At 73.4% G+C, this 21682-nt stretch carries 22 protein-coding genes; 7 read left to right on the plus strand and 15 right to left on the minus strand.

Annotated elements, in window-relative coordinates; genetic code table 11:
- Positions 1–14: 14 nt before the first annotated feature.
- The 3 genes from ACFWE1_RS15155 to ACFWE1_RS15165 all read right to left on the minus strand — a co-directional run bounded on the left by ACFWE1_RS15155 (position 15) and on the right by ACFWE1_RS15165 (position 2943).
- Entirely contained in the window at positions 15–758 is a 744-nt protein-coding gene (locus ACFWE1_RS15155) for a winged helix-turn-helix transcriptional regulator (protein ID WP_376934239.1), read from the minus strand.
- Between the two features lie 10 nt (positions 759–768).
- Complete coding sequence (locus ACFWE1_RS15160) at positions 769–1206, minus strand: VOC family protein (protein ID WP_376934240.1); 438 nt, start codon at positions 1204–1206, stop codon at positions 769–771.
- A gap of 102 nt (positions 1207–1308) precedes the next feature.
- The gene (locus ACFWE1_RS15165; protein WP_376934241.1) at positions 1309–2943 is read right to left on the minus strand and encodes a PucR family transcriptional regulator; all 1635 of its coding nucleotides are present in this window, start codon (positions 2941–2943) and stop codon (positions 1309–1311) included.
- Between the two features lie 104 nt (positions 2944–3047).
- On the opposite strand from ACFWE1_RS15165, the gene ACFWE1_RS15170 reads away from it, so the two are divergent.
- The 3 genes from ACFWE1_RS15170 to ACFWE1_RS15180 all read left to right on the plus strand — a co-directional run bounded on the left by ACFWE1_RS15170 (position 3048) and on the right by ACFWE1_RS15180 (position 7581).
- Positions 3048–4598 carry a CoA-acylating methylmalonate-semialdehyde dehydrogenase gene (locus ACFWE1_RS15170; RefSeq protein WP_376934242.1) on the plus strand — a complete coding sequence of 517 codons (1551 nt, stop codon included), beginning with the start codon at positions 3048–3050 and terminating at the stop codon, positions 4596–4598.
- Positions 4599–4627: 29 nt separating this feature from the next.
- The gene (locus tag ACFWE1_RS15175; RefSeq protein ID WP_376934243.1) at positions 4628–6034 is read left to right on the plus strand and encodes an aspartate aminotransferase family protein; all 1407 of its coding nucleotides are present in this window, start codon (positions 4628–4630) and stop codon (positions 6032–6034) included.
- 104 nt (positions 6035–6138) lie between these two features.
- The gene (locus tag ACFWE1_RS15180) at positions 6139–7581 is read left to right on the plus strand and encodes an FAD-dependent oxidoreductase (protein WP_376934244.1); all 1443 of its coding nucleotides are present in this window, start codon (positions 6139–6141) and stop codon (positions 7579–7581) included.
- On the opposite strand, the gene ACFWE1_RS15185 is transcribed toward ACFWE1_RS15180, so the two are convergent.
- From ACFWE1_RS15185 to ACFWE1_RS15215, 7 genes are all read right to left on the minus strand, one after another.
- Positions 7478–8266 carry a Pr6Pr family membrane protein gene (locus ACFWE1_RS15185; RefSeq protein ID WP_376934245.1) on the minus strand — a complete coding sequence of 263 codons (789 nt, stop codon included), beginning with the start codon at positions 8264–8266 and terminating at the stop codon, positions 7478–7480. The two genes, ACFWE1_RS15180 and ACFWE1_RS15185, sit on opposite strands and share 104 nt — an antisense overlap.
- Before the next feature lie 30 nt (positions 8267–8296).
- On the minus strand, positions 8297–9130 hold the full coding sequence (locus ACFWE1_RS15190; protein ID WP_376934246.1) for an amino acid ABC transporter ATP-binding protein: 834 nt from the start codon (positions 9128–9130) through the stop codon (positions 8297–8299).
- Positions 9117–9782 carry an amino acid ABC transporter permease gene (locus ACFWE1_RS15195; protein ID WP_376934247.1) on the minus strand — a complete coding sequence of 222 codons (666 nt, stop codon included), beginning with the start codon at positions 9780–9782 and terminating at the stop codon, positions 9117–9119. The genes ACFWE1_RS15190 and ACFWE1_RS15195 overlap by 14 nt, the downstream gene beginning before the upstream one ends.
- 13 nt (positions 9783–9795) lie before the next feature.
- A complete protein-coding gene (locus ACFWE1_RS15200; protein ID WP_376934248.1) occupies positions 9796–10617 on the minus strand; it encodes an amino acid ABC transporter substrate-binding protein in 822 nt (273 codons plus the stop codon).
- A gap of 124 nt (positions 10618–10741) precedes the next feature.
- Positions 10742–12190: an aldehyde dehydrogenase (NADP(+)) gene (locus tag ACFWE1_RS15205; protein ID WP_376934249.1), complete on the minus strand. Its 1449-nt coding sequence runs from the start codon at positions 12188–12190 to the stop codon at positions 10742–10744.
- A 15-nt stretch (positions 12191–12205) separates the two neighbouring features.
- Positions 12206–13414 (minus strand): acyl-CoA dehydrogenase family protein, encoded by a 1209-nt coding sequence (locus tag ACFWE1_RS15210; protein WP_285464782.1) that lies wholly within the window; start codon positions 13412–13414, stop codon positions 12206–12208.
- Complete coding sequence (locus ACFWE1_RS15215; protein WP_376934250.1) at positions 13411–14577, minus strand: CaiB/BaiF CoA transferase family protein; 1167 nt, start codon at positions 14575–14577, stop codon at positions 13411–13413. Before ACFWE1_RS15215 ends, ACFWE1_RS15210 begins: the two co-directional genes overlap by 4 nt.
- Positions 14578–14650: 73 nt before the next feature.
- Here ACFWE1_RS15215 and ACFWE1_RS15220 point away from each other — a divergent pair, with 73 nt between their 5' ends.
- Positions 14651–15409, plus strand: coding sequence for a GntR family transcriptional regulator (locus ACFWE1_RS15220; RefSeq protein WP_376934251.1), 759 nt, complete (start codon positions 14651–14653; stop codon positions 15407–15409).
- Positions 15402–16124, plus strand: a complete 723-nt coding sequence (locus ACFWE1_RS15225) for a hypothetical protein (RefSeq protein WP_376934252.1) — start codon at positions 15402–15404, stop codon at positions 16122–16124. Before ACFWE1_RS15220 ends, ACFWE1_RS15225 begins: the two co-directional genes overlap by 8 nt.
- 28 nt (positions 16125–16152) lie before the next feature.
- Here ACFWE1_RS15225 and ACFWE1_RS15230 read toward each other — a convergent pair whose 3' ends face one another.
- Together ACFWE1_RS15230 and ACFWE1_RS15235 are read right to left on the minus strand one after the other, a co-directional pair.
- On the minus strand, positions 16153–16551 hold the full coding sequence (locus tag ACFWE1_RS15230; RefSeq protein ID WP_376934253.1) for a TA system VapC family ribonuclease toxin: 399 nt from the start codon (positions 16549–16551) through the stop codon (positions 16153–16155).
- The gene (locus ACFWE1_RS15235; RefSeq protein ID WP_376934254.1) at positions 16548–16778 is read right to left on the minus strand and encodes a hypothetical protein; all 231 of its coding nucleotides are present in this window, start codon (positions 16776–16778) and stop codon (positions 16548–16550) included. Before ACFWE1_RS15235 ends, ACFWE1_RS15230 begins: the two co-directional genes overlap by 4 nt.
- 181 nt (positions 16779–16959) lie before the next feature.
- Between ACFWE1_RS15235 and ACFWE1_RS15240 the strand changes: the two genes are divergently transcribed.
- Complete coding sequence (locus tag ACFWE1_RS15240; protein WP_376934255.1) at positions 16960–18324, plus strand: NAD-dependent succinate-semialdehyde dehydrogenase; 1365 nt, start codon at positions 16960–16962, stop codon at positions 18322–18324.
- 72 nt (positions 18325–18396) lie between these two features.
- Here ACFWE1_RS15240 and ACFWE1_RS15245 read toward each other — a convergent pair whose 3' ends face one another.
- The 3 genes from ACFWE1_RS15245 to ACFWE1_RS15255 are packed head-to-tail and all read right to left on the minus strand — an operon-like array spanning position 18397 to position 20304.
- Entirely contained in the window at positions 18397–18756 is a 360-nt protein-coding gene (locus tag ACFWE1_RS15245; RefSeq protein ID WP_376934256.1) for an iron chaperone, read from the minus strand.
- Between the two features lie 31 nt (positions 18757–18787).
- Positions 18788–19402, minus strand: coding sequence for a bifunctional 4-hydroxy-2-oxoglutarate aldolase/2-dehydro-3-deoxy-phosphogluconate aldolase (locus ACFWE1_RS15250; protein WP_376934257.1), 615 nt, complete (start codon positions 19400–19402; stop codon positions 18788–18790).
- Complete coding sequence (locus ACFWE1_RS15255) at positions 19399–20304, minus strand: sugar kinase (RefSeq protein ID WP_376934258.1); 906 nt, start codon at positions 20302–20304, stop codon at positions 19399–19401. The genes ACFWE1_RS15250 and ACFWE1_RS15255 overlap by 4 nt, the downstream gene beginning before the upstream one ends.
- A gap of 95 nt (positions 20305–20399) precedes the next feature.
- Between ACFWE1_RS15255 and ACFWE1_RS15260 the strand changes: the two genes are divergently transcribed.
- On the plus strand, positions 20400–21674 hold the full coding sequence (locus ACFWE1_RS15260; protein WP_376934259.1) for a hypothetical protein: 1275 nt from the start codon (positions 20400–20402) through the stop codon (positions 21672–21674).
- Positions 21675–21682 lie beyond the last annotated feature (8 nt).

The following is a 21682-nucleotide window of genomic DNA, read 5'->3' on the forward strand; positions in this document are numbered from 1 at the left end:
CGCTCCGGTAACGGCTACGCGACCGCGACGCCCGTGGACCCCGCAGCGCCGGGAGGCGGCCCGACGGGCTCGATGCGGAAGGTGCGGGTGAAGCGCTCGAGCAGTTCGGCATCGCCGGCGAACGGTGCCGCCGCCGGGCGGTCCGCCACGCCGTCGGCGAGCAGGGCGCGCAGCGCCGCGGGCGTCAGTTCGAGCTCGAGCACCGCCTCCGGCACCGGCTCGAGCGCGGAGCGCCGTCGCGGCTGGGGCAGCGCGCCGGAGCCGACGGGGACGACGTCGAGGGTGCCGGCGACCACGATCGCCGAGACCGCCACGGGCGGCTCCGCCCCGGAGAGCGTCAGCACGTACTCCGTCGGCGGGAGCGCCGCCGCGGCATCCGGCCGGAATGCCGCGGAGAGCGCGAAGCCGAGCGCATCGGCGCTCATCGTCTCGCCCTCGCCCGGATCGCCGAGGACCGACCAGCCCCAGCGCTCGAGCGCCAGGACCACGGGCTCGAGACCGCGGCCGAGCGGGGTGAGCTCATAGCCGCCGCGCACGCTCGGCACGCGGCGCACGAGGCCCGCCTCCTGCAACTCTTTGAGCCGGTCGCTCAGGATGTTCGTCGGGATCCTGGGCAGGGACGCCTTGAGGTCGCTGTACCGGCGCGCACCGCCGAGCAGGTCGCGGACGATGAGCAGCGCCCACCGTTCGCCGACCCGCTCGACAGCGCGTGCGACGCCGCTGTACTGGCCGAAGCCGCGCGCGGCGCGGGTGCCCACGGCCGCCTCGTCAGGCCTGGCCGGCGAGGTACGCGTCGGGGCCCTGCTCGGCGGCCGCCTGCTCCATGAAGAGGAACTCGAGCACGTTGCCGTCCGGGTCCTCCAGGTCGCGCGAGTACATGAAGCCGTAGTCCTGCGCCTCGCGCGGCTCGGTGCCGCCCGCGGCGAGGCCCTTGGCGAGCACCTCGTCGACGCCCTCGCGGGACTCCCGGCTGAGCGCGATGAGCGCCTGCGCGTGCGTCTTCGGGTCGATGATCTGCTTGTCGGTGAAGGTGGCGAGGTAGTCGCGGGTGAGCACCATGAAGTACACGTTCTCGTCGAGCACCACGCAGGCGGCGTTCTCGTCGGTGAAGAGCGGGTTGATGCTGAAGCCGAGCGCCTCGTAGAACGCCTTCGAGCGCTCGAGGTCGGTCGTGGGGAGGTTCACGAAGATGCTGGTGGCGGACATGGCGTGCTCCGATTTCGTCGTCGAGATGGTGCGTGGACGCTTTTAGCTTGCTCTTTGCAAGTCAACTTGTCAATAGCAAGTAAACGGATGCCTGAACCTGCTTCAGCGGCCGCCGCTGCGCCGCACGAGCAGCGCGAGATGGAGCGCCGTGAGCGTCTCGCCGTCGTCGAGGTCGGCGTCGAGGAGCTCGGCGATGAGCGCAATGCGCTGGTAGAACACCGAGCGCGATAGGTGCGAGGCGGAGGCGGCCGCCGTGCGGTTGCCCGGGTGCGCGAGCATCGCCGCGAGCACGTCGAGCAGGTCGCCGCCCCGGGCGAGGTCGTACTCGATGAGCGGCGCGAGCATGCGCTCGCCGTGCTCCTGCAGGCGGTGGTCGTCGCGCAGCGAGGTGACCAGCCGCACGAGCGGGCGGTCGTCGGCGCGCCGGACGACGGGCCCGCGCGTGCCCCGCGGCACCGGCACCCGGGCGAGGTCGCGCGCCTGCTGCACCGAGGCGAGCAGCTCGGCGAGGCCGTGCGCCGCCTGTCCCACCGAGAGCACGAGCCGTTCCCGGGCCGCCGGCTCCTCGACGAGCGAGCGGGCGAAGGCGAGCACGCCGGTCTCGTCGACCGCGAAGCGCGTCGCCTCCGGCAGTGAGACGAGCAGCACGGCGGCCGGGGCCTGCCCCTCGGTGAGCACGCCGGCGAGCGCCCGCCCGCCGAGCGCGCGCGCCGCGGCATCCGCCCGCTCGCCGGAGATCTCGGCGCCCGAGGCGACGACGCCGAACTGCACCCCGTGCGCGATCGGCAACCCGGCCGCCTCGAGCCTCGCCGCGGCGTTCGGCAGCGCGGCGAAGCGCCCCTCGAGGAGCGCGTCGACGAGCCGCTGCCGCCCGATGCGCGCCCACTCGTCGCCGCCCGCGTCGGCGAGCCGGCCGAAGGCGAGCGCCGTGGCGCCCTGCTCGAGCACCGCGTGGCGACCGGCGGGATGCTCCGGGCCGGCGAGGGCCACGAGGTGCCCCCAGCGCAGCCCGCGCGCCTCGACCGGCACGATGAGCCAGCCCTCCGCGTCACCGCGGTGCGCACGTCGGGAGCGCGCCTCCCACTGCCGCAGCAGCGGCTCCTCCTCGCTCGGCGGCACCTCGGCGCTCACGACCTCGTGCGCGAGGTTCTCGAGCACGACTCCCGAGCCGAGCGTCGCCGCGAGCTGGCGCACGATGAAGTCCGCCGGGGAGCCGCGCAGTGCGAGGCCGGTGAAGCGCTCGCGCACCTCGTCGCGGGCGACGAGCGCGGCGGTCTGGGCGGAGATGATGCGGCCGTGCACCGCCTCGGTGAGGGCGACGAACTTCACCTCGCGGTGCAGCGCGACGAGCGCGAGGCCCCGGCGCTCGGCCGCCTCGGCGACGACGGCGGGCACGTAGCGGTAGTGCACGCCGAGTTCGAGCACGAGGCCCGCGAGCCCGGCGTCGACGAGGCCGCCGATCAGCCCGGCCAGCTCCTCCGGCTCGGTCGGCCAGCCGGAGCCGGTCGTGAGCAGCAGCTCACCGCCGTCGAGGAGGCGGGCGACCCCGGCGCTGTCCGAGACGTGCGCCCAGCGCACCCGGGCGTCGAGCGCCTCGCCGCCGACGAGCACCTCGGGCACGCCCTCGGCGAGCGCAGGGAGGGCGAGGAGCTCGCGCACCGTCGGCAGTCCTGCACCGTCGGCGACCGGGCTCGGACGTTCCGTTCGGATCGACTCATCTTCGCGACGATCTGCCACCGCTTCACTCACTTCGGCTCTGCAACACTGGGAAACACAAGCTTAGCCGAGCTCCGGGCATTCTGTCCGGCCCGGCCGGTTCGACCCCCCCAGGAGGAGACGCAATGAGCACGACCGAGACCGCATCCGCCACGAGCTCGACGGCCCAGGTGCCGGTCATCGGCCACTGGGTCGACGGCGGCCACCGCGCCTCGAACTCGGGCCGCACCGCCCCCGTCTTCAACCCGGCCACGGGCGCCGTCCAGGCCGAGGTCGCCCTCGCCGACCAGGCCGAGATCGACGCGGCCATCGCCTCGGCGCAGGCCGGCTTCGAGATCTGGAGCGGCTACTCGATCGCCAAGCGCCAGAGCGTGCTCTTCGCCTTCCGCGAGCTGCTGAACGCCCGCCGGGGCGAGCTCGCCGCGATCATCACCGCCGAGCACGGCAAGGTGCTCTCCGACGCGATGGGCGAGATCCTCCGCGGCCAGGAGGTCGTCGAGCTCGCGACCGGCTTCCCCTCGCTCATCAAGGGCGCCTTCTCCGAGAGCGCCTCGACGGGCATCGACGTGTACTCGATCAAGCAGCCCCTCGGCGTCGTCGGCATCATCAGCCCCTTCAACTTCCCCGCCATGGTGCCGATGTGGTTCTTCCCCATCGCGATCGCCGCGGGCAACGCCGTCGTGCTGAAGCCGAGCGAGAAGGACCCGAGCGCCGCCCTCTGGCTCGCCGAGCTGTGGAAGGAGGCCGGCCTGCCCGACGGCGTCTTCACCGTGCTGCAGGGCGACAAGCTCGCCGTCGACGGCCTGCTCACCTCGCCGATCGTGCAGTCGATCTCCTTCGTCGGCTCCACCCCGATCGCGCAGTACATCTACGAGACCGCCTCCAAGCACGGCAAGCGCGTGCAGGCCCTCGGCGGTGCGAAGAACCACATGCTCGTGCTGCCCGACGCCGACCTCGACCTCGTCGCCGACCAGGCCATCAACGCGGGCTACGGCGCCGCGGGCGAGCGCTGCATGGCCATCTCGGTCGTGCTCGCCGTCGAGCCCGTCGCCGACGAGCTGATCGCGAAGATCACCGAGCGCATCGCGAAGCTGAAGATCGGCAACGGCGCGGGCACCGACGGGGTCGAGCCCGACATGGGTCCGCTCATCACCGCGGTGCACCGCGACAAGGTCTCCTCCTACGTCGACATCGCCGAGGCCGACGGCGCCGAGATCGTCGTCGACGGCCGCGGCTTCACGGTCGACGGCCACGAGGACGGCTTCTTCTTCGGCCCGACCCTGCTCGACAAGGTGCCCACCACCTCGCGCGCCTACACCGAGGAGATCTTCGGACCGGTGCTCTCGGTCGTCCGCGTCGCGAGCTACGACGAGGGCCTCGAGCTCATCAACTCCGGCCAGTTCGGCAACGGCACTGCGATCTTCACGAACGACGGCGGCGCGGCCCGCCGCTTCCAGAACGAGGTCCAGGTCGGCATGATCGGCATCAACGTGCCGATCCCCGTGCCGGTCGCCTACCACTCCTTCGGCGGCTGGAAGCAGTCGCTGTTCGGCGACGCGAAGGCCTACGGCGCGCACGGCTTCGACTTCTTCACCCGCGAGAAGGCGATCACGAGCCGCTGGCTCGACCCGGCCCAGCACGGCGGCATCAACCTCGGCTTCCCGCAGAACCACTGACCCGCCTCGCTGAACCGGCAAGGAGCATCATGACCGACACGCTGACCGAGACCGCCAGCTACACCGACCGCCACGGCGCGACGCACGCCCTGCCCGACGCCGCCGGCGACGCGCAGGTGCGCGCGGACGACCGCGCGCACGTGTTCCATTCCTGGAGCGCGCAGGCCCTCATCGACCCGCTGCCCGTCGCCACGGGCGAGGGCTCGACGTTCTGGGACTACCAGGGCAACGCCTACCTCGACTTCTCGAGCCAGCTGGTGAACCTGAACCTCGGCCACCAGCACCCCGACCTCGTCGCCGCGATCCAGCAGCAGGCGGGCCGGCTCGCGACGATCCAGCCGTCGATGGCCTCCGATGTGCGCGGCGAGCTCGCCCGCCGCATCGCCGAGGTCGCCCCCGGCGACCTCGACAAGGTGTTCTTCACCAACGGCGGCGCGGACGCGAACGAGTACGCGGTGCGGATGGCCCGCCAGGTCACCGGGCGCCGCAAGGTGCTCTCGATGTACCGCAGCTACCACGGCTCGACCGCCACCGCGATCTCGCTCACGGGCGACCCGCGGCGCTGGGCGAACGAGCCGAGCGACGGCAGCGTGGCGCACTTCTTCGGCCCCTACGAGTACCGCTCCGCGTGGGGCTCGACGAGCCCCGAGGAGGAGACGGCGCGCGCCCTCGCCCACCTCGAGCAGGTCATCGTGCTCGAGGGCGCCTCGACGATCGCCGCGATCATCATCGAGACCGTCGTCGGCACGAACGGCGTGCTCGTGCCGCCGCCCGGCTACCTGCAGGGCGTGCGCGAGCTCGCCGACCGCTACGGCATCGTCTACATCGCCGACGAGGTCATGGTCGGCTTCGGGCGCATCGGCGAGTGGTTCGCGGTGAACCACTTCGGCGTGACCCCCGACCTGATCACCTTCGCGAAGGGCGTGAACTCGGGCTACGTGCCGCTCGGCGGCGTCGTCATCTCGCAGCGGATCGCCGCGCACTTCGACACGGTCGCCTTCCCGGGCGGGCTCACCTACTCGGGGCACCCGCTCGCCTGCGCGGCCGGCGTGGCGACCTTCGAGGTGTTCGAGCGCGACGGCATCCTCGAGCGGGTCCGCGACCTGGGCGAGCGCGTCGTCGCCCCGCGCCTCGCCGAGCTGCAGGCGAAGCACCCCTCGGTCGGCGACGTTCGCGGCCTCGGCCTGTTCTGGGCGATCGAGCTCGTGAAGGACCGCGAGACCCGCGAGCCGCTCGTGCCGTTCAACGCCTCGGGGGCGGCCGCCGCCCCGATGGCCGCGCTCGCCGCGGCGTGCAAGCAGAACGGCGTCTCGCCCTTCGTGCACTTCAACCGCACGCACGTCGCCCCGCCGCTCGTCATCACCGAGGACGAGCTCGTGCGCGGTCTCGACGTCATCGACGAGGCCCTCACGGTGGCCGACGGCTACACCGCCTGAGCCGCAGCACGACCCCGACGATCGCCCGCGTCCGCATGGACGCGGGCGATCTCGCGTTTCCGGCTAGCCTGAGAGGCATGCGGGAGCGGGCTGACGGTGGCGGCATGAGCCGCCGAGCGCTCCTGGCCGCGGGGCTGGCGGGGGCCGCCTCGCTCGCGCTCGCGAGCTGCACGACGGGCCCGAAGCCGACCCCGAGCGGCTCGCCCGCGCCGACTCCGAGCCTCTCCCCCACTCCGACGCCGAGCGCGCCGGCCGGCATCCCGCTGCCGAGCGCCATGCGCCGCTCCACCTGGGCGACCGACCCCTTCGCCCGCGGCGCCTTCGGCTTCCAGGCCGTCGGCACGACGCCCGAGCTGCGCGAGGCGCTCGCCGAGCCCGTCGCCGACCGCGTCTGGTTCGCCGGCGAGGCCTGCTCGGCCGAGGCGCCGGGCACGCTGCAGGGCGCGCTCTCCTCCGGCCGCCTCGCCGCCCGCTCGCTCGTCGAGCGCGCCGAGCCCGGCGAGCGCGTCGCCGTCGTCGGCGCCGGCCTCGCGGGGCTCGCCGCGGCCCGCGTGCTGCAGGACGAGGGCTTCGAGGTCATCGTCGTCGAGGCGCGCACGCGCATCGGCGGGCGCATCGATTCGGTGGAGGATGCCGCGTTCGGCCGCCAGGTCGAGCTCGGCCCGCTCTTCGTGGACGACGACGAGGAGCTCACCGCCCTGCTCTCGGCGAGCGACGTCGCGACGGAGCCCTTCGCGAGCAGCACCCGGACCCGGGCCGCCGACGGCACGGTGCTCGAGGTGCCCGCCACCGGCCCCGACGCCCTCGCCCGCGCGCAGGAGTGGGCCCTGGCGCAGGACGTCGACCGCTCCCTCGCCGACGCGCTCCGCGCGAGCGGCGCGAGCGAGCTGCCGCCCGAGGGGCTCGCCTGGGTGCAGCACGCCATCCGCACGGGCGTCGAACCGCTGACCGGCGCGGGCGCCACCCTCGTCTCGGGGCGCACCGACTTCGCGGGGCTCGCCGGGGCCTCCCGCCGCCTCGTCACCGGTCGGCTCGCCGACGTCACCGACCGGCTCGCCGACGGCCTCGACGTCGCCGCGGGCAGCGCGGTCACCCGGGTCACGATCACCGATCGGCGGGTCGGCCTGCGTCTCGACTCCGGCGAGTCCGTCGCCGCCGACCGCGTGATCGTCGCCGTCCCCCTCGGGGTGCTGCAGTCCGACGCCTTCGCGTTCGAGCCGGCGCTGCCCGCCGGGCATCAGGAGGCGATCGCCGCCCTCCGCACGGGCGCCGTCGAGCTGGTCTGGCTCCGCTTCGAGGAGGCGTTCTGGCGGGATGCGACTCCGGGCGAGGGCGAGACGACGGCCGACGCGCAGGCGGCGATGCCGCAGCTGCTCACCGTCGAGACGCCCTCGCATGTCGCGGGCTGGATCGACCTCGGCGGCGAGCCCGTGCTCGTCGGCGTCATCGCGGCGTCGCAGGCACGGCTGCTCGACCGGCTCGACGATCAGACGTTCCAGAACGCCGTGCTCGTCGATCTCTCGCCGTACGCCACAGCCCGCGGTTGAGCGCGACGAGCCCGGCCGTCACGCTCACGAAGATCACGAGCACGACCGCGCAGTAGAGCGCGACGCCCCACGGGCCGCCCACCTGCGTCTCGTCGAGGAAGAAGTACGGGTACCAGCCGACGTCGGCGCCGCGGACGAGCGTGTAGCCGAGCCACAGCACCGGGTAGCCGAGCACCCACACGAGCGTCGACCACGGCACCCGCGGGTTCACCGCGAGGGCGGCGTCGACGGTCCAGGCGACGAGCGCGAGCGCGGGGACGACGAAGTGCAGCAGCGTGTCCGACCAGGGCACCTCGATGCGGTAGTCGCGGGTCGAGGCGTTCGCCACGATGAGGGCGAAGACGATGCCCGAGATCACGACGTACACGGTCACGATCGTGCGGAGCGTGCCGAGCCAGCGGGGGTCGCGCGGCGCGAGCAGGGCGTAGCCGCCCGCGAGCACGAGCGTCGCGACCGCCGCGAACGCCGACTGCACGGTGAAGTAGCTGAAGAAGTTCGCGGTGGCGAAGGCGCGGAAGCCGAGCACGTAGACGAAGTTGCCGATGAGGGCCACGACCTCGAGCGCGGCGATGCCGAGCCGGAACCAGCCGAGCGCACGGCGCTGCCGACCGGTGGCGAGCCGTCTGGCCCTCGTGAACGCCCGCGCCCGGGCCGGCGACGCGAGGCCGTCGGTGCGCGGAGTCATCCCCCAACGCTACCGCCGGGGCCGGGCCGCTCAGTCGAGCGGGCGCAGGATGCGGTCGAGGAATCGACGCGTGCGCTCCTCGCGCGGCGCGGTGAAGAGCTCCTGCGGCGTGCCGCGTTCGACGACCACGCCGCCGTCGAGGAACAGCACCTGGTCGGCGGCCTGCCTGGCGAAGGCGAGCTCGTGCGTGACGACCACCATCGTCCAGCCCTCGCGGGCGAGCTCCGCGATCACCTGCAGCACCTCGCCGACGAGCTCGGGGTCGAGCGCGCTCGTCGGCTCGTCGAAGAGCAGCAGGTCGGGCTTCAGCGCGAGCGCCCGTACGATGCCGACCCGCTGCTGCTGCCCGCCGGACAGCTCGAAGGGGTACGCGTCGCGCTTCTCGGCGAGGCCGACGCGTTCGAGCAGCGCCGTCGCCTCCGCGATCGCCCGCGCCTTCGGCACGCGCTGCACCTGCACCGGGCCCTCGATGACGTTCTCGAGCACGGTGAGGTGCGGGAACAGGTTGTGGTGCTGGAACACCATCGCCGAGCGGTCGCGCAGGGCGAGCCGCTGCTGCTTCGCCGCCTTCGCGGGGCCGAGCGTCTGCGCCGCGAAGTCGATCACGGGGCCGCCGTCGAGGTCGAGCACGCCCGCGTCGGGGGTCTCGAGCCCGTTCAGCGAGCGCAGCACGGTCGTCTTGCCCGAGCCGCTCGGGCCGATCAGCACGACGACCTCGCCGCGGCGCACCTCGAAGTCGATGCCGCGCAGCACCTCGTTCTCGCCGAAGGCCTTCCGGAGGCCCGTCGCCGTCAGCAGCGGGCGCTCAGCGGGCACGGGCTGAGCGGGCACGGGATCAGTGGGCACGGGATCAGTGGGCGACATAGCGATCGAGCCTCCGCTCCAGGGCGCTCTGCCCGCTCGACAGCGCCAGGCAGATGATCCAGTAGACGAGTGCGGCCTCGAGGTAGAGGAGCATGAACTCCTGGCTGAAGGCCGCGATCTGCTGCGACACCTTGAACAGCTCGGTCACGAGGATGAGCGAGGCGAGCGAGGTGTCCTTCACGAGCGAGATGAACGAGTTCGACAGCGGCGGCACCGACACGCGGGCCGCCTGCGGCAGGATGATCCGCCGCAGGGTCGTCGCGTGCGACATCCCGATCGTGTAGCCGGCCTCCCACTGCCCCTTCGGCACCGAGAGGATCGCCGCCCGGATGATCTCGGCGGCATAGCCGCCGACGTTCAGCGAGAACGCCGCGATCGCGCTCGGCCACGGATCGATGACGACGCCGATCGCCGGCAGCCCGTAGAAGATCACGAAGAGCTGCACGAGCAGCGGCGTGCCGCGGATGATCGAGATGTACACCCGGGCGATGCCCGAGACCACCCGGTTCCGGGAGAGCCGCATGAGCGCGACGCCCAGGGCGAGCACGAGTCCGATCGCGAAGGAGGCGAGGGCGAGCGGGATGGTCCCGCTCACCGCGCCCCAGACGATCGGCCAGAAGGAATCGAGGAAGAGCTGCCAGCCGTCGGCCATAGTCAGGACGGTACTACTGGGAGACGTCCTGGCCGAAGTACTTCTCGCCGATCTTCGCGAGCGTGCCGTCGGCCTGCAGCTTCGCGAGCGCCTCGTCGACGGCCTTCACGAGCGCGGTCTTCTGCTTGGTGAAGGCGAAGGCGCTCTGGGTCGGGTCGGTCTCGGCCGCGACGGCGAGCTTCGCGTCGGGGTGCTCCTTGACGTAGTCGAGGTAGGTCAGCTCGTCGTTGACGGTCGCGTCGACGCGACCCTGCTCGAGCAGCGCGACGGCCTGGGCCCAGCCCTCGACGGCCTGCACGTTCGCGCCCGCCTCCTCGGCGAGCGTGTAGAAGTTGCTCGTCAGCGACTGCGCGGTGGTCTTGCCCTTCAGGTCGGCGAAGCTCGTGATCGAGGTGTCGCCGTCCTTCACGACGACGACGCTCGGCGAGACGGTGTACGGGGTCGAGAGGAGGTACTTCTCCTCGCGCTCCGGGTTGATCGAGACCTGGTTCGCGATGACGTCGAAGCGGCCCGCCTCGAGGCCCGCGAAGATCGCGTCCCACTGGGTCTCCTGGAACTCGACCTTCAGCCCGAGCTCGTCGGCGACCGCCTCGGCGACCTCGACGTCGTAGCCGACGAGCTCGCCCGAGCCCTCCTCGTGGTAGGTGAACGGCCGGTAGGTGCCCTCGGTCGCGACGGTCAGCGTGCCAGGCTTCAGCAGCCCGTACTCGTCGTCCGCCGAGCCGCTCTGGGTCGCCGAGCCGGCGCCGCCGCTCGAGCAGGCGGCGAGGGCGATCACGGCGGCGAGGGATGCGGCGGCGCCGATGGCGGCGCGGAGACGGCGGGGACTGGGCATCGGTGGTGCTCCGTTTCGGAAGGCCGCGGGTGTGCGGCGCTGGTGGGACGCCCGGTAGTCCAGCACAGGGCGCCGACTTCCAGAAACCGCGTGACGCCGCGTTGCATTCCCGCCGCCGGCGGCGCTACGCCTCGAGCACCCCGTCCACCCGGCGCGGCACGCCCGCCGGGTTGCCGTCGCGCAGCTCGACCGGGAGCACCTGCTGCGGCGCGTCCTGGTACGCGACGGGGGTGAGGAAGCGCCGGATCGCGCTCGCGCCGACCGAGGTGTGCACGGACGCGGTCGAGGCGGGCCATCCGCCGCCGTGGTGCTGCGCCCAGGCGATCGCGACGCCCGTCGGCCAGCCGTTGTAGAGCACGCGGCCGGCGATGCGGGCGAGCGCGGCGCTCGCCCGCGTCACGAGTTCGTCGTCGTCGGATGCCGCGTGCCGGACGGTGCCGGTGAGGCTGCCCTCGAGCGTGGCGAGGGCCCGGTCGAGCTCCCCGCCGGGCGCGGCGTCGTCGTAGCGCACGAGGAGGGTGAGCGGGCCGAAGTGCTCCTCCTGGAACGCGGCCGGCTCGGCGAGGAACGCCGCGATGTCGGTGGCGACCACGGTCGGCCGGGACACGCCGGGCTCCGGCGAGGCGCCGCCGTCGACGAGGAGCTCGACGTCGTCGCGTGCGGCGATGCCGCTCGCCCCCTCGGCGAACGCGCTCGTCATGCCCTCGGTGAGCAGGCGCTGGCCGGGGGCCTCGGCGGCAGCCGTCGCGAGCGCGGCCTCGAAGCCGGTGCCGCGGGGCACGAACACGAGGCCCGGCTTCGTGCAGTACTGGCCGCCGTCGCGGGTGAACGAGCCGGCGAGTCCCGCGGCGAGCCCGGCCGCGTCCTCCGCGGCGGCGGCCGGCGTCACGACGACCGGGTTGATCGAACCGAGCTCGCCGTAGAACGGGATCGGCTCGGGGCGCGAGGCGGCGAGGTCGAACAGCGCGCGGCCGCCGCGGGTCGAGCCGGTGAAGCCGACCGCGCGCACGAGCGGATGGCGCACGAGCTCGATGCCGGCATCCATCCCCTCGACGAGCACGAGCGCGTCGGCCGGGCCGCCGGCCGCGGCGAGCGCCTCGCGGGCGATCGCCGCGGTGCGGCGGGACAGCTCGGGATGCCCCGGGTGCGCCTTCACGACGACGGGGTCGCCGGCGGCGAGCGCCGAGGCGGTGTCGTTGCCGAGCACCGAGAAGGCGAAGGGGAAGTTCGACGCCGCGAACACGGCGACGACCCCGAGCGGACGCAGCATGCGCCGCAGATCGGGCCGCGGCGGCAGCAGCGAGGCGTCGGGACGGTCGAGGGTCGCCTCGAGGTAGGAGCCCTCCTCGATGACCCCCGCGAAGAAGCGCAGCTGCGTCGCGGTGCGGGTGACCTCGCCGTCGAGCCGGGCCTCGGAGAGGTGGGTCTCCCGGTTCGCGAGCTCGACGAGCTCGGCGCGGTGCGCCTCGAGTGCGTCGGCGATCGCGCGGAGCCAGCCCGCCCGATCGCCGCGCTCGCTGCGCTCGAGCCCGCTGGCGGCGGCCGCGCGGACGGCCTCGTCGACAGTCGTCATCGCTGCCCCCTCTGCTCAGAACGCGTTCAGGCCGGTCAGCGCCCGGCCGAGGATGAGCTGGTGGATCTCGTCGGTGCCCTCGTAGGTGCGCACCGACTCGAGGTTCGCCGCGTGCCGCATCACCGGGAAGGCGTTGGTGATGCCGTCGCCGCCGAGGATGGTGCGCGCCTCGTGGGCGATGGCGAGCGCCTCGCGCACGCTGTTCAGCTTGCCGACCGAGATCTGGGCCGGGGTGAGCCGGCCGGCCTCCTTGCGGCGGCCGAGGTGCAGCGCGAGCAGCATGCCCTTCTCGACCTCGAGCAGCATGTCGGCGAGCTTCGCCTGGGTGAGCTGGTTCGCGCCGATCGGCTTGCCGAAGACCTCGCGGGTGATCGAGCGGTCGAGGGCGACCTCGAGGCAGGACCGCGCGGCGCCCATCGCGCCCCAGACGATGCCGTAGCGCGCCTCGTTCAGGCAGCCGAACGGCCCGGAGAGCCCCTCGGCGCCCGGCAGGATCGCGTCGGCGGGGAGCCGCACGCCGTCGAGCTCGATGTCGCACTGCACGCTCGCCCGCATCGAGAGCTTGCCGTCGATCGGGGTGGCGGTGAAGCCCGGGGTCGTCGTCGGCACGAGGAAGCCGCGCACGGCCTTGCCGCCCTGGTTCCCCGAGCCCGTCGAGGGGAGCGAGTCGTCCTCGACCCGGGCCCAGACGACGGCGACATCGGCGAGCGAGGCGAGCCCGATCCAGCGCTTCGCGCCGTCGAGCACCCAGCCGTCGCCATCGCGGCGGGCGACGGTCGTCATCGCGGCGGGGTCGCTGCCGCCCTGCGGCTCGGTGAGCGCGAAGCAGCCGATCAGCTCGCCCTTGGCCATGCCGGGCAGCCACTGCTGCTTCTGCTCCTCCGAGCCGTACTTGTGGATGGCGCTCATCGCGAGCGAGCCCTGCACGGAGACGAAGGTGCGCCAGCCCGAGTCGGCGGCCTCGAGCTCGAGGCAGACGAGGCCGTAGCTCACCGCGCCGGCGCCCGCGCAGCCGTAGCCGCTCAGGTGCATGCCGAGGAAGCCCGCGGCGCCGAGCTCGGGGATGAGCTCCTTGCGGAAGTGCTTCTGCTCGAAGTCGTCCTCGATGATCGGCAGGATGCGGTCCTGCGCGAACGCACGGGCCCGCTGCTGCCAGCCGCGCTCCTCCTCGCTCAGCAGCTCGTCGAAGTCGAAGACCTGGTCGATGCGGGGTGCGGTGGTCATCGGGATTCCTTTCCTTGGCCGGTCGAGGCGTCGTTCCAGTCGGCGCCCGCGTGCTGGTCGAGTGCGGGCGGCGGGGTGCGGTAGGCGGGGGCGGACTCGGAGAGCCCGATCGGGTTCGCGACGGTGCGGCTCTGCGCGATCTCGGCGACGGGCTCGAGCCCGAGGGATTCGGCGAAGGCGATGGCCTCGGCGACGTCGTTGACGAGGCCGGCCGGCACGCCGCGCTCGGCGAAACGAGCGACCCACGCTGCGGCGGGAGCGGCGGCGAGCGCGGCCTCGAGCTCGGCCCGCAGGTGGTCGCGGTGGGCGACGCGCGCCTCGTTCGTCGCGTAGCGTTCGTCGTCGGCGAGGCCGGGGATGCCGAGCTCGGCCGTGAGCGCCCGGAACTGCTTGTCGTTGCCGACGGCGATGACGAGGTCGCGGTCGGCGGCGGGGAACACGGCGTAGGGCGCGATGGAGGGGTGCTGGTTGCCGAGGCGGCGCGGCGCCCGCCCGGTCACGAGCGTCGACGCGGCCTGGTTCGTGAGCGCGGCGAGCAGGCTCTGCAGCAGGTTCACCTCGACGAGCTGACCGCGGCCGGTGCGCTCGCGCTCGCGGAGGGCGAGCAGGATGCCGGCGACGGCGTTCTGGCCGCAGAGCACGTCGACGAGGGCGACGCCCGCCTTCGCCGGTTCGCCCTCGGGCTCGCCGGTGATCGACATGAGCCCGCCGACGGCCTGCACGAGCAGGTCGTAGCCGGCGAGCGCGGCCCCCTCCCCGGTGCCGAAGCCCGTGATGGAGCAGTAGACCGCGCGCGGGTTCAGCTCCCGCACCTCGTCGTACGAGAGCCCGAAGCGGGCCATCACCCCGGGGCGGAAGTTCTCGATCACGACGTCGGCGCTCGCGGCGAGGCGCTTGGCCTCGGCGAGGCCGGCCTCGCTCGTGAGGTCGAGCGCGACGGAGCGCTTGTTGCGGTTCACGCTGCCGAAGTAGGTGGCGTTGCCGGCGGGGTCGACGGGCGGTTTCCAGTGCCGGGTGTCGTCGCCTGCGGGCGATTCGATCTTGATCACGTCGGCGCCGAAGTCGGCGAGCGTCATGGTGGCGTAGGGGCCGGCGAGGACGCGGGAGAAGTCGGCGACGCGGAGCCCCGCGAGCACGCCCGGCCGCTCGGTCTCACTCGTCATCGCTCGCCTCCATCACCGTCGATCTTCATTCATCCTATAGTGAATCTTTAACTCCTGTGAAAAGCTGTGCGCTATGGGATCGAGGGTGGGCCCGGGAGCGCGCGAGGCCGTGTTCGCGCAGCTGTCGGACGCCGGCCGTGCCGAGCAGGTCGCGCAGCGGCTCACCGACGGCATCGTGCTCGGGGTGCTGCACCCCGGGGAACGCCTGCCGAGCGAGCCCGAGCTCGCCCGACGCTTCGGCGTCGCGCTCATCACCGTGCGCGAGGGGCTCGGCATCCTCCGCGACGCCGGCCTCGTCGAGACCCGGCGCGGCCGCGAGGGCGGCAGCTTCGTCGTGCACGACGACGCCGAGCACCGCGCGCTGCTCACGGCGAGGCTGCGCGCGCTCGCCCAGGTCGAGCTCAGCGACATGGCCGTCTACTTCGGCGCGATCCTCGCGGGCATCGCCGAGCGCGCCGCCGAGCGCGCCGCCGAGCCCGAGGCCGTCCGCCTCGCCGAGTGGCTCGACGCGGCCGACTTCGGCACCGCGGCATCCGCCCGCACGAACCAGGGCGGGTTCTTCCTCGAGCTCGCCGTGCTCAGCCAGTCGGCGCGCCTCGTGCGCGAGCAGATCCGGCTGCAGGCCGACGCGGGGCCGCTGCTGCTGGTCGGCCTCGACGAGGCGGACGAGCGCGCGAGCGCCGCCGAGACCGACCGACGCATCGTCGCCGCGGTGGCCGCGCATCGCCCCGCCGAGGCCCGCGCCGCCGCCGGCGCCCTCGTCGCGAGCCTCGCCGAACGGCTGCTCGCCGCAAAGGCCCGCGTCGAACGAGGGGGTGGGATCGATGACTGAGCCCGCGCTGCCCGCCGGCGCCGAGGCGGCCGCCGAGGCCGTGTCCCGGCTGTTCACGGGCGTCTTCGAGCAGCTCGCCGCGTGGCGCGCACCGATCGAACGGGCGATCGCGCCCGGCGTGAAGCCACTCGCCCTCGACCAGCTCGTGTCGGAGCTCGTCATCCCCCGGCTCGTCGAGCCCGACGCCCTGCTCGTCGGCGCCGGCTTCATCGCCGACGGCGAGATCGTGCACGGCCGCGACGTGCACTTCGCCTGGTGGCTCGGCCCGCTCGACGACAACCCCGTGCTCGGCTCGACCGACGGCCCCACCCGGCTCGACCTCTCCACCCGGGGCTACACGGAGTACCTGCGGGACTTCCGCGCCCTCGAGTGGTACCGCATCCCCGCGACGACGCGGCACGCGCACGTCACCGGGCCGTTCGTCGACCACCTCTGCACCTGCGACTACATCCTCACTCTGACGATGCCCGCGCACGCCGCCGACGGCGAGCGGATGGTCGGGGTCGTCGGCGCCGACGTCGCCGTGCGCCGGCTCGAGCGGGAGCTGCTCGCCGGCTTCCTCGCGGTCGACGCGCCGCTCGCCCTCGTGAACGCCGACGGCCGCGTCGTGCTCTCGACCGAGCCCTCGCTCCAGGTCGGACAGCTCGCGAGCTCCTCCGCCGCCGCGCTCGACTGCGCCTCGACGCCGTTCCGCGTGCTCGTCGCCCCGGCCTGAGCTTTCTTCGTGACTCGGTGCCGCCGGATCAGCGCGGCACGAGCAGCGTGGACTCCGGCAGCGCCGCGTGCAGCGCCTCATCGAGGGTCGCCAGCCGCCCCCGATGGTGCCGCGCGAGCGCCGCGAGATAGGCGTCGGTCACTTGGCGGTGCCCGGTCACGTGCCCGAACTCGACCTCGGTGTACGACAGCGACTCGGACCAGAAGTCGATGCGGGGATCATCGTGCAGCGCCAGCAGCATGGCGCGGACGGAGCTCGGCGGCACCCCGAGTCGCACGAGGAATCGCAGCAGCGCACCCTCGACGATCGGGCAGACCGCGGCCTGCTCGACCCCGGCGAACCAGGCACTCGCACGCTCGTGGTGCACGTGCTCGGCGACAGTGAGCGCGATGAGCACGTTCGCATCGAGCAGGAAGCGGGTCGTCATTCGTCGTCGAGCGCGTCGGCCACCTCGGCGTCGCCGACGGCTCGGCCGAGACTCAGCACCGGCAGGCCGGACTGCGGATCGCGGGTGTACTCGACCTCGACCTGCAGGCCGGCGAGCCCCGTCATGGTCAGGTCGGCGATCACGCGGGACATCGACTGGTGCCGTGAGGCGGCGAGCTCGCGCACGCGATGGTGCACGGCCGGCGGGAGATCGACGGTGGTGCGCATGCGACCAGGCTACCGCATCATGAATGATGCAGCACTGATGCACGAGCAATCGCGCCAGTTCCAGCTGTGCATCCGCAGAGACCAGTCCCGATCAATCATCCGCTGCTATATCTTTGAAGGACGAGCGTATGCACCGCGGCAGACGGACTCTGGCGTGCGTGCACCCGAGAAGGAGAACCCCATGCCCTATGCCGTGACCAACCCCGCCACCGGCGAGGTCGTCAAGAGCTACGACACGATCACCGACGAGGCGCTGCAGGCCGCGATCGCCAAGGCCACCGAGGCGCACCGCACCTGGTCGAAGAACTCCACCGTCGCCGAGCGCGCCGCCCTCGTCCGCCGCGTCGCCGAGCTGCACACCGAGCGCATCGACGAGCTGGCCGACATCATCGTCCGCGAGATGGGCAAGCCCCGCGAGCAGGCCGTCGGCGAGGTCGAGTTCTCGGCCGCGATCTACGAGTACTACGCCGACAACGCCGAGTCGCTCCTCGCCGACGAGGAGATCGAGCTGCTCGCGGGCGAGGGCTCGGCGCTCATCCGCCGCTCCTCGCTCGGGCCGCTGCTCGGCATCATGCCGTGGAACTTCCCCTACTACCAGGTGGCCCGCTTCGCCGGCCCGAACCTCATCATCGGCAACACCATCCTGCTGAAGCACGCCGAGCAGTGCCCCGAGTCGGCCGCCGCGATCGAGCGCATCTTCCTCGACGCCGGCTTCCCCGAGGGCGCCTACGTCAACATCTACGCCTCGCACGAGCAGATCGAGACCGTCATCGCCGACCCGCGCGTGCAGGGCGTCTCGCTCACCGGCTCGGAGCGCGCCGGCGCGAAGGTCGCCGAGATCGCCGGCCGCCACCTGAAGAAGGTCGTGCTCGAGCTCGGCGGCTCCGACCCCTTCATCCTGCTCTCGACCGACGACCTCGACGCGACCGTCGAGGCGGCCGTCATGGCCCGCGTCGACAACAACGGCCAGGCCTGCAACGCGGCCAAGCGCTTCATCGTCGCCGAGGAGCTCTACGAGCCCTTCCTCGAGAAGTTCACTGCCGCGATGAACGCCGTCGAGGAGGGCGACCCGGCCAAGGACGGCACCGCGCTCGGCCCGCTGTCCTCGGCGAAGGCCGCCGACACCCTGCAGGAGCAGGTCGACCGCGCCGTCGCCCAGGGCGCCACCCTGCACTCGGGCGGCACCCGCAGCGACAACTACTACTCCGCCACGATCCTCACCGACGTGAAGCCCGGCTCGGACGCCTTCCACGAGGAGTTCTTCGGCCCGGTCGCGCAGGTGTTCAAGGTCGCCGACGAGGACGCCGCCGTCGAGCTCGCGAACGACACCCCGTTCGGCCTCGGCTCCTACGTCTTCACCACCGACCGCGAGCAGGCCCTCCGCGTCGCCGACAAGATCGAGGCCGGCATGGTCTTCGTGAACGTCGTCGGCGCCGACGGCGCCGAGCTGCCCTTCGGCGGCATCAAGCGCTCGGGCTCGGGCCGCGAGCTCGGCCGCTTCGGCGCCGACGAGTTCGTCAACAAGAAGATGATCCGCATCGGCTGATCCAGCCGGTCACCACGGCGGATGCCGCAGGCGCAGGCCTGCGGCATCCGCCGTCTTCGCGTCCGGCCCGGCTCAGCGACCGTCGAGGCGCGCGTCGATCTCGGCGATGCGAGCACGCAGGATGCGGCGCAGCAGTTCGTCGGGCAGCTGGTGCTCGGCGCTGAACTGCACCGTGCCCTTCGACCAGGCGAAGCCCGCGAGCTCGTCCGCGAAGCCCTCGAGCACCGTGCCGCTGAACGGGTAGAAGCCGAGGTGGTGCTTCGCCTGCATCGCCGAGACGAGGCCCTTGCCCCGGTGCAGCAGGGCCGGCATGCCGTAGCTCTCCCCCTCGCTCGCGTCCGGCGCGAGTTCGCGCGCGATGCGGATGACCCGCTCGAGCGCGGCCCGTTCGGGCCCGCTGCGCGCGTCGAGGTACTCGGTGACGGTTCCCATGGCGGCATCCTGCCAGCCCGAACCGGCCCTGTCAGCCCCGTCGCAGCAGCTCGGCGAGACGCGCGAGCTGCGACTCGTCCTCGAGCGCCGAGCCGACCGCCACCGAGCGTACCCCGGCGGCGAGGAAGTCGCCGGCGTTCCCGGCGTCGAGGCCGCCCGTCGCGACGAAGCGCACCGCGGGGAACGGGCCGCGCATCGCCCGGAACCAGCGCGGCCCGAGCGAGGCGGCGGGGAAAGCCTTCAGCCAGCTGAGGCCGAGCGCCGCGGCCCGCTGCACCTCGGTGGCCGTCGCGACGCCCGGCAGGGGCGGCAGCCCGGCCGCCGCGGAGGCGCGCACCACGGCCTCGTCGAAACCGGGGCTCACGGTGAACGCGGCGCCCGCGCGGGCGGCGAGCTCCACCTGCTCGGCGCTCACCACCGTGCCGGCCCCGACGACGCGAGTGGTGCCGCGGGCGGCCTCGGCGACGAGGCGCAGCGCCTCGACGTCCTCGGCGGACTGGATCGGCAGTTCGACCGCGTCGATGCCGAGCTCCCACGCGCGCTCCGCGAGCTCCAGGCTGCGGCGCGCACCGAGCCCGCGGAAGATCGCCATCACGGGCGCACCCCCGAGCAGCTCGGCGAACTCGGCGTTCTCGATCCGGGTCATCCTTCGTTCCTCTCCTCGCGGGGCACGTCGCTCGTGCCCGCGATGGTCAACACGGCGCGCGCGTGGCCGGCGGAGAGCCGCGCCTCGGCGTCCGCGCCGTCGAGCCACGCGGCGATCCAGCCCGCGGCGAAGGCGTCGCCCGCGCCCACCACCTCGACGGCGGTCGTGCGGATCGCCGGCACGTGCGCGGGCGGGGCGCCGTCGGCGAATGCGCTCGCGCCGACCGCGCCGTCCTTCACGATCAGCTGCGCGGGTTCCGGCAGCAGTTCGCGCACCGATTCGGGGGTGCTCGTGCCCCAGAGCGCCTCGGCCTCGTCACGGCCGACGAAGACGAAGCGGGCGCGGCGGGCGAGCTCGAGCAGCCGTTCGGCGGCAGCGGCCCGCGACGGCCACAGCGCCGGCCGGTGGTTCACATCGAAGCTCACGGGCACGCCGGCCGCGGCGGCGGCGTCGAACAGCGCGTCGACGAGCTCGTCGCAGCTCACGGAGAGCGCGGGCGTGATGCCGCTCAGGTGCAGGAGGCGCGCGCCGGCCACGGGCAGTCCGGCCACGGCGTCCGCACCGAGCCGGGAAGCGGCGGAGCCGGCCCGGTAGTAGTGCACCCCGTCGCCGGGGTCCTTGAAGTAGACGCCGGTGGGCGCGGTGGCGTCGGACCGCGCCCAGGCCGTGTCCACGCCGAGCGCGTCGAGCTGGGCCAGCAGCCGCCGGCCGAGCGGGTCGTCGCCGACTGCGCCCGCCCAGGCGGCCCGCCGCCCGAGTGCGGCGAGGTGCGCGGCGACGTTCGACTCCGCGCCGCCCGGCTCGACGCGGAAGTCGAGCGCGGACTCGAGCGGTTCGGCGCGGGCGGGCACGACGAGCGCCATCGTCTCGCCGACGGTGAGGACTTCGGGGATGGGCGGCACGGCCCTATGCTGACTGGTGTGCAGATGCCGCGCAAGCTGGTTGCAGTATCTGCACACCATCCGTCCGACCGATCACGCCACCGGCGAGGAGACGCATGACGCTCGCGCTCGACCGACTGCACGACGAGCTGCTGACGCCCGCCGACACGGGCCTGCCGGCCCGCGCGGCCGGGCTCACCGCCCGCGCCTTCCTGGCCACGGCGCCGACGCTCGACGAGTTCTGGACGCCCCTCACGGTGCTCGACCGGGCAGCCCTGGAGCACAACGCGACCACCGTGCAGCGCTGGGCGAGCGAGGCCGGGCTCGAGCTCATGCCGCACGGCAAGACCACGATGGCCCCGCAGCTCTGGGCGCTGCAGCTCGACCGCGGCGCGAGCGGGCTCACCCTCGCGACCCCGGGCCAGCTCCGCACGGCGCGCGCCTTCGGCGCCGACCGGCTCATGCTCGCGAACGCGCTCGTCGCCCCGGCGGCGCTCGCCTGGCTCACGGGCGAGCTCGCCGACCCCGAATTCCACTTCCACTGCTGGGTCGACTCGATCGAGACCGTCGAGGCGATGGAACGCGGCCTGGCCCCGCTGTCGCCGATCCCTCGCCCGATCGAGGTGCTCGTCGAGCTCGGCGGCGCCGGCGGGCGCACGGGCGCCCGCTCCGTCGCCGACGCCCTCGCGCTCGCTCGCCGGGTCGCCGCCTCGCCCGTGCTGCGCCTGGCCGGGGTCGCCGGCTACGAGGGCGCGCTGGCCCACGACCGCAGCGCCGCCGGCCTCGCCGCCGTGCGCCACTACCTCGCGGCGATGCTCGAGCTGCGCGGCGGCCTCGCCGAACTCGTCGACGACGCCGCTCCGCTCATCGTCACCGCCGGCGGCAGCGCCTACCCCGACCTCGTCGCCGAGGTCTTCGCCCCGGCGATCGCCGCGGCGACGGCGTCGGGGCAGCCCGGGCGCTGGATCCTCCGCTCGGGCGCCTCGCTCGTGCACGACGACGGCTTCTACCACGGCATCTCGCCCCTCGACGCGGAGCTCGTGCCCGCGATGCGGGGCTACGCGCGCGTCGTCTCCCACCCCGAGCCGGGGCTCGCCCTGCTCGACGGCGGGCGGCGCGACTTCCCCTTCGACGAGGGGCTGCCGCGGCCGCTCTCGGTCTCCGCCGAGCTCGGCGACGCGGCCACCCGACCGCTGCCCGACGCCGAGGTCACGGCGGTGAACGACCAGCACGCCTTCCTCCGCGGCGAGACGCTGCCCGTCGGCATCGGCGAGGTCGTCGCGCTCGGCCTCTCGCACCCGTGCACGGCGTTCGACAAGCGCCGGTGGCTGCCCGTCGTCGAGCACGCGGGCAGCACGCGGGTGGTCGACCTCGTCCGGACCTTCTTCTGAGCGGACGA

This window comes from Agromyces sp. NPDC060279 (assembly GCF_042726785.1).
Classification (GTDB): Bacteria; Actinomycetota; Actinomycetes; order Actinomycetales; family Microbacteriaceae; genus Agromyces.

What these genes read in the sequence shown, in the direction of transcription:
- ACFWE1_RS15160 (WP_376934240.1), bottom strand. Translation starts at nt 1,206, where the DNA reads ATGTCCGCCACCAGCATCTTCGTGAACCTCCCCACGACCGACCTCGAG.
- ACFWE1_RS15260 (WP_376934259.1), top strand. Translation starts at nt 20,400, where the DNA reads ATGACGCTCGCGCTCGACCGACTGCACGACGAGCTGCTGACGCCCGCC.
- ACFWE1_RS15200 (WP_376934248.1), bottom strand. Translation starts at nt 10,617, where the DNA reads ATGCCCAGTCCCCGCCGTCTCCGCGCCGCCATCGGCGCCGCCGCATCC.
- ACFWE1_RS15240 (WP_376934255.1), top strand. Translation starts at nt 16,960, where the DNA reads ATGCCCTATGCCGTGACCAACCCCGCCACCGGCGAGGTCGTCAAGAGC.
- ACFWE1_RS15185 (WP_376934245.1), bottom strand. Translation starts at nt 8,266, where the DNA reads ATGACTCCGCGCACCGACGGCCTCGCGTCGCCGGCCCGGGCGCGGGCG.
- ACFWE1_RS15235 (WP_376934254.1), bottom strand. Translation starts at nt 16,778, where the DNA reads ATGCGCACCACCGTCGATCTCCCGCCGGCCGTGCACCATCGCGTGCGC.
- ACFWE1_RS15175 (WP_376934243.1), top strand. Translation starts at nt 4,628, where the DNA reads ATGACCGACACGCTGACCGAGACCGCCAGCTACACCGACCGCCACGGC.
- ACFWE1_RS15245 (WP_376934256.1), bottom strand. Translation starts at nt 18,756, where the DNA reads ATGGGAACCGTCACCGAGTACCTCGACGCGCGCAGCGGGCCCGAACGG.
- ACFWE1_RS15195 (WP_376934247.1), bottom strand. Translation starts at nt 9,782, where the DNA reads ATGGCCGACGGCTGGCAGCTCTTCCTCGATTCCTTCTGGCCGATCGTC.
- ACFWE1_RS15205 (WP_376934249.1), bottom strand. Translation starts at nt 12,190, where the DNA reads ATGACGACTGTCGACGAGGCCGTCCGCGCGGCCGCCGCCAGCGGGCTC.
- ACFWE1_RS15215 (WP_376934250.1), bottom strand. Translation starts at nt 14,577, where the DNA reads ATGACGAGTGAGACCGAGCGGCCGGGCGTGCTCGCGGGGCTCCGCGTC.
- ACFWE1_RS15250 (WP_376934257.1), bottom strand. Translation starts at nt 19,402, where the DNA reads ATGACCCGGATCGAGAACGCCGAGTTCGCCGAGCTGCTCGGGGGTGCG.
- ACFWE1_RS15210 (WP_285464782.1), bottom strand. Translation starts at nt 13,414, where the DNA reads ATGACCACCGCACCCCGCATCGACCAGGTCTTCGACTTCGACGAGCTG.
- ACFWE1_RS15170 (WP_376934242.1), top strand. Translation starts at nt 3,048, where the DNA reads ATGAGCACGACCGAGACCGCATCCGCCACGAGCTCGACGGCCCAGGTG.
- ACFWE1_RS15220 (WP_376934251.1), top strand. Translation starts at nt 14,651, where the DNA reads ATGGGATCGAGGGTGGGCCCGGGAGCGCGCGAGGCCGTGTTCGCGCAG.
- ACFWE1_RS15180 (WP_376934244.1), top strand. Translation starts at nt 6,139, where the DNA reads ATGAGCCGCCGAGCGCTCCTGGCCGCGGGGCTGGCGGGGGCCGCCTCG.
- ACFWE1_RS15230 (WP_376934253.1), bottom strand. Translation starts at nt 16,551, where the DNA reads ATGACGACCCGCTTCCTGCTCGATGCGAACGTGCTCATCGCGCTCACT.
- ACFWE1_RS15225 (WP_376934252.1), top strand. Translation starts at nt 15,402, where the DNA reads ATGACTGAGCCCGCGCTGCCCGCCGGCGCCGAGGCGGCCGCCGAGGCC.
- ACFWE1_RS15190 (WP_376934246.1), bottom strand. Translation starts at nt 9,130, where the DNA reads ATGTCGCCCACTGATCCCGTGCCCACTGATCCCGTGCCCGCTCAGCCC.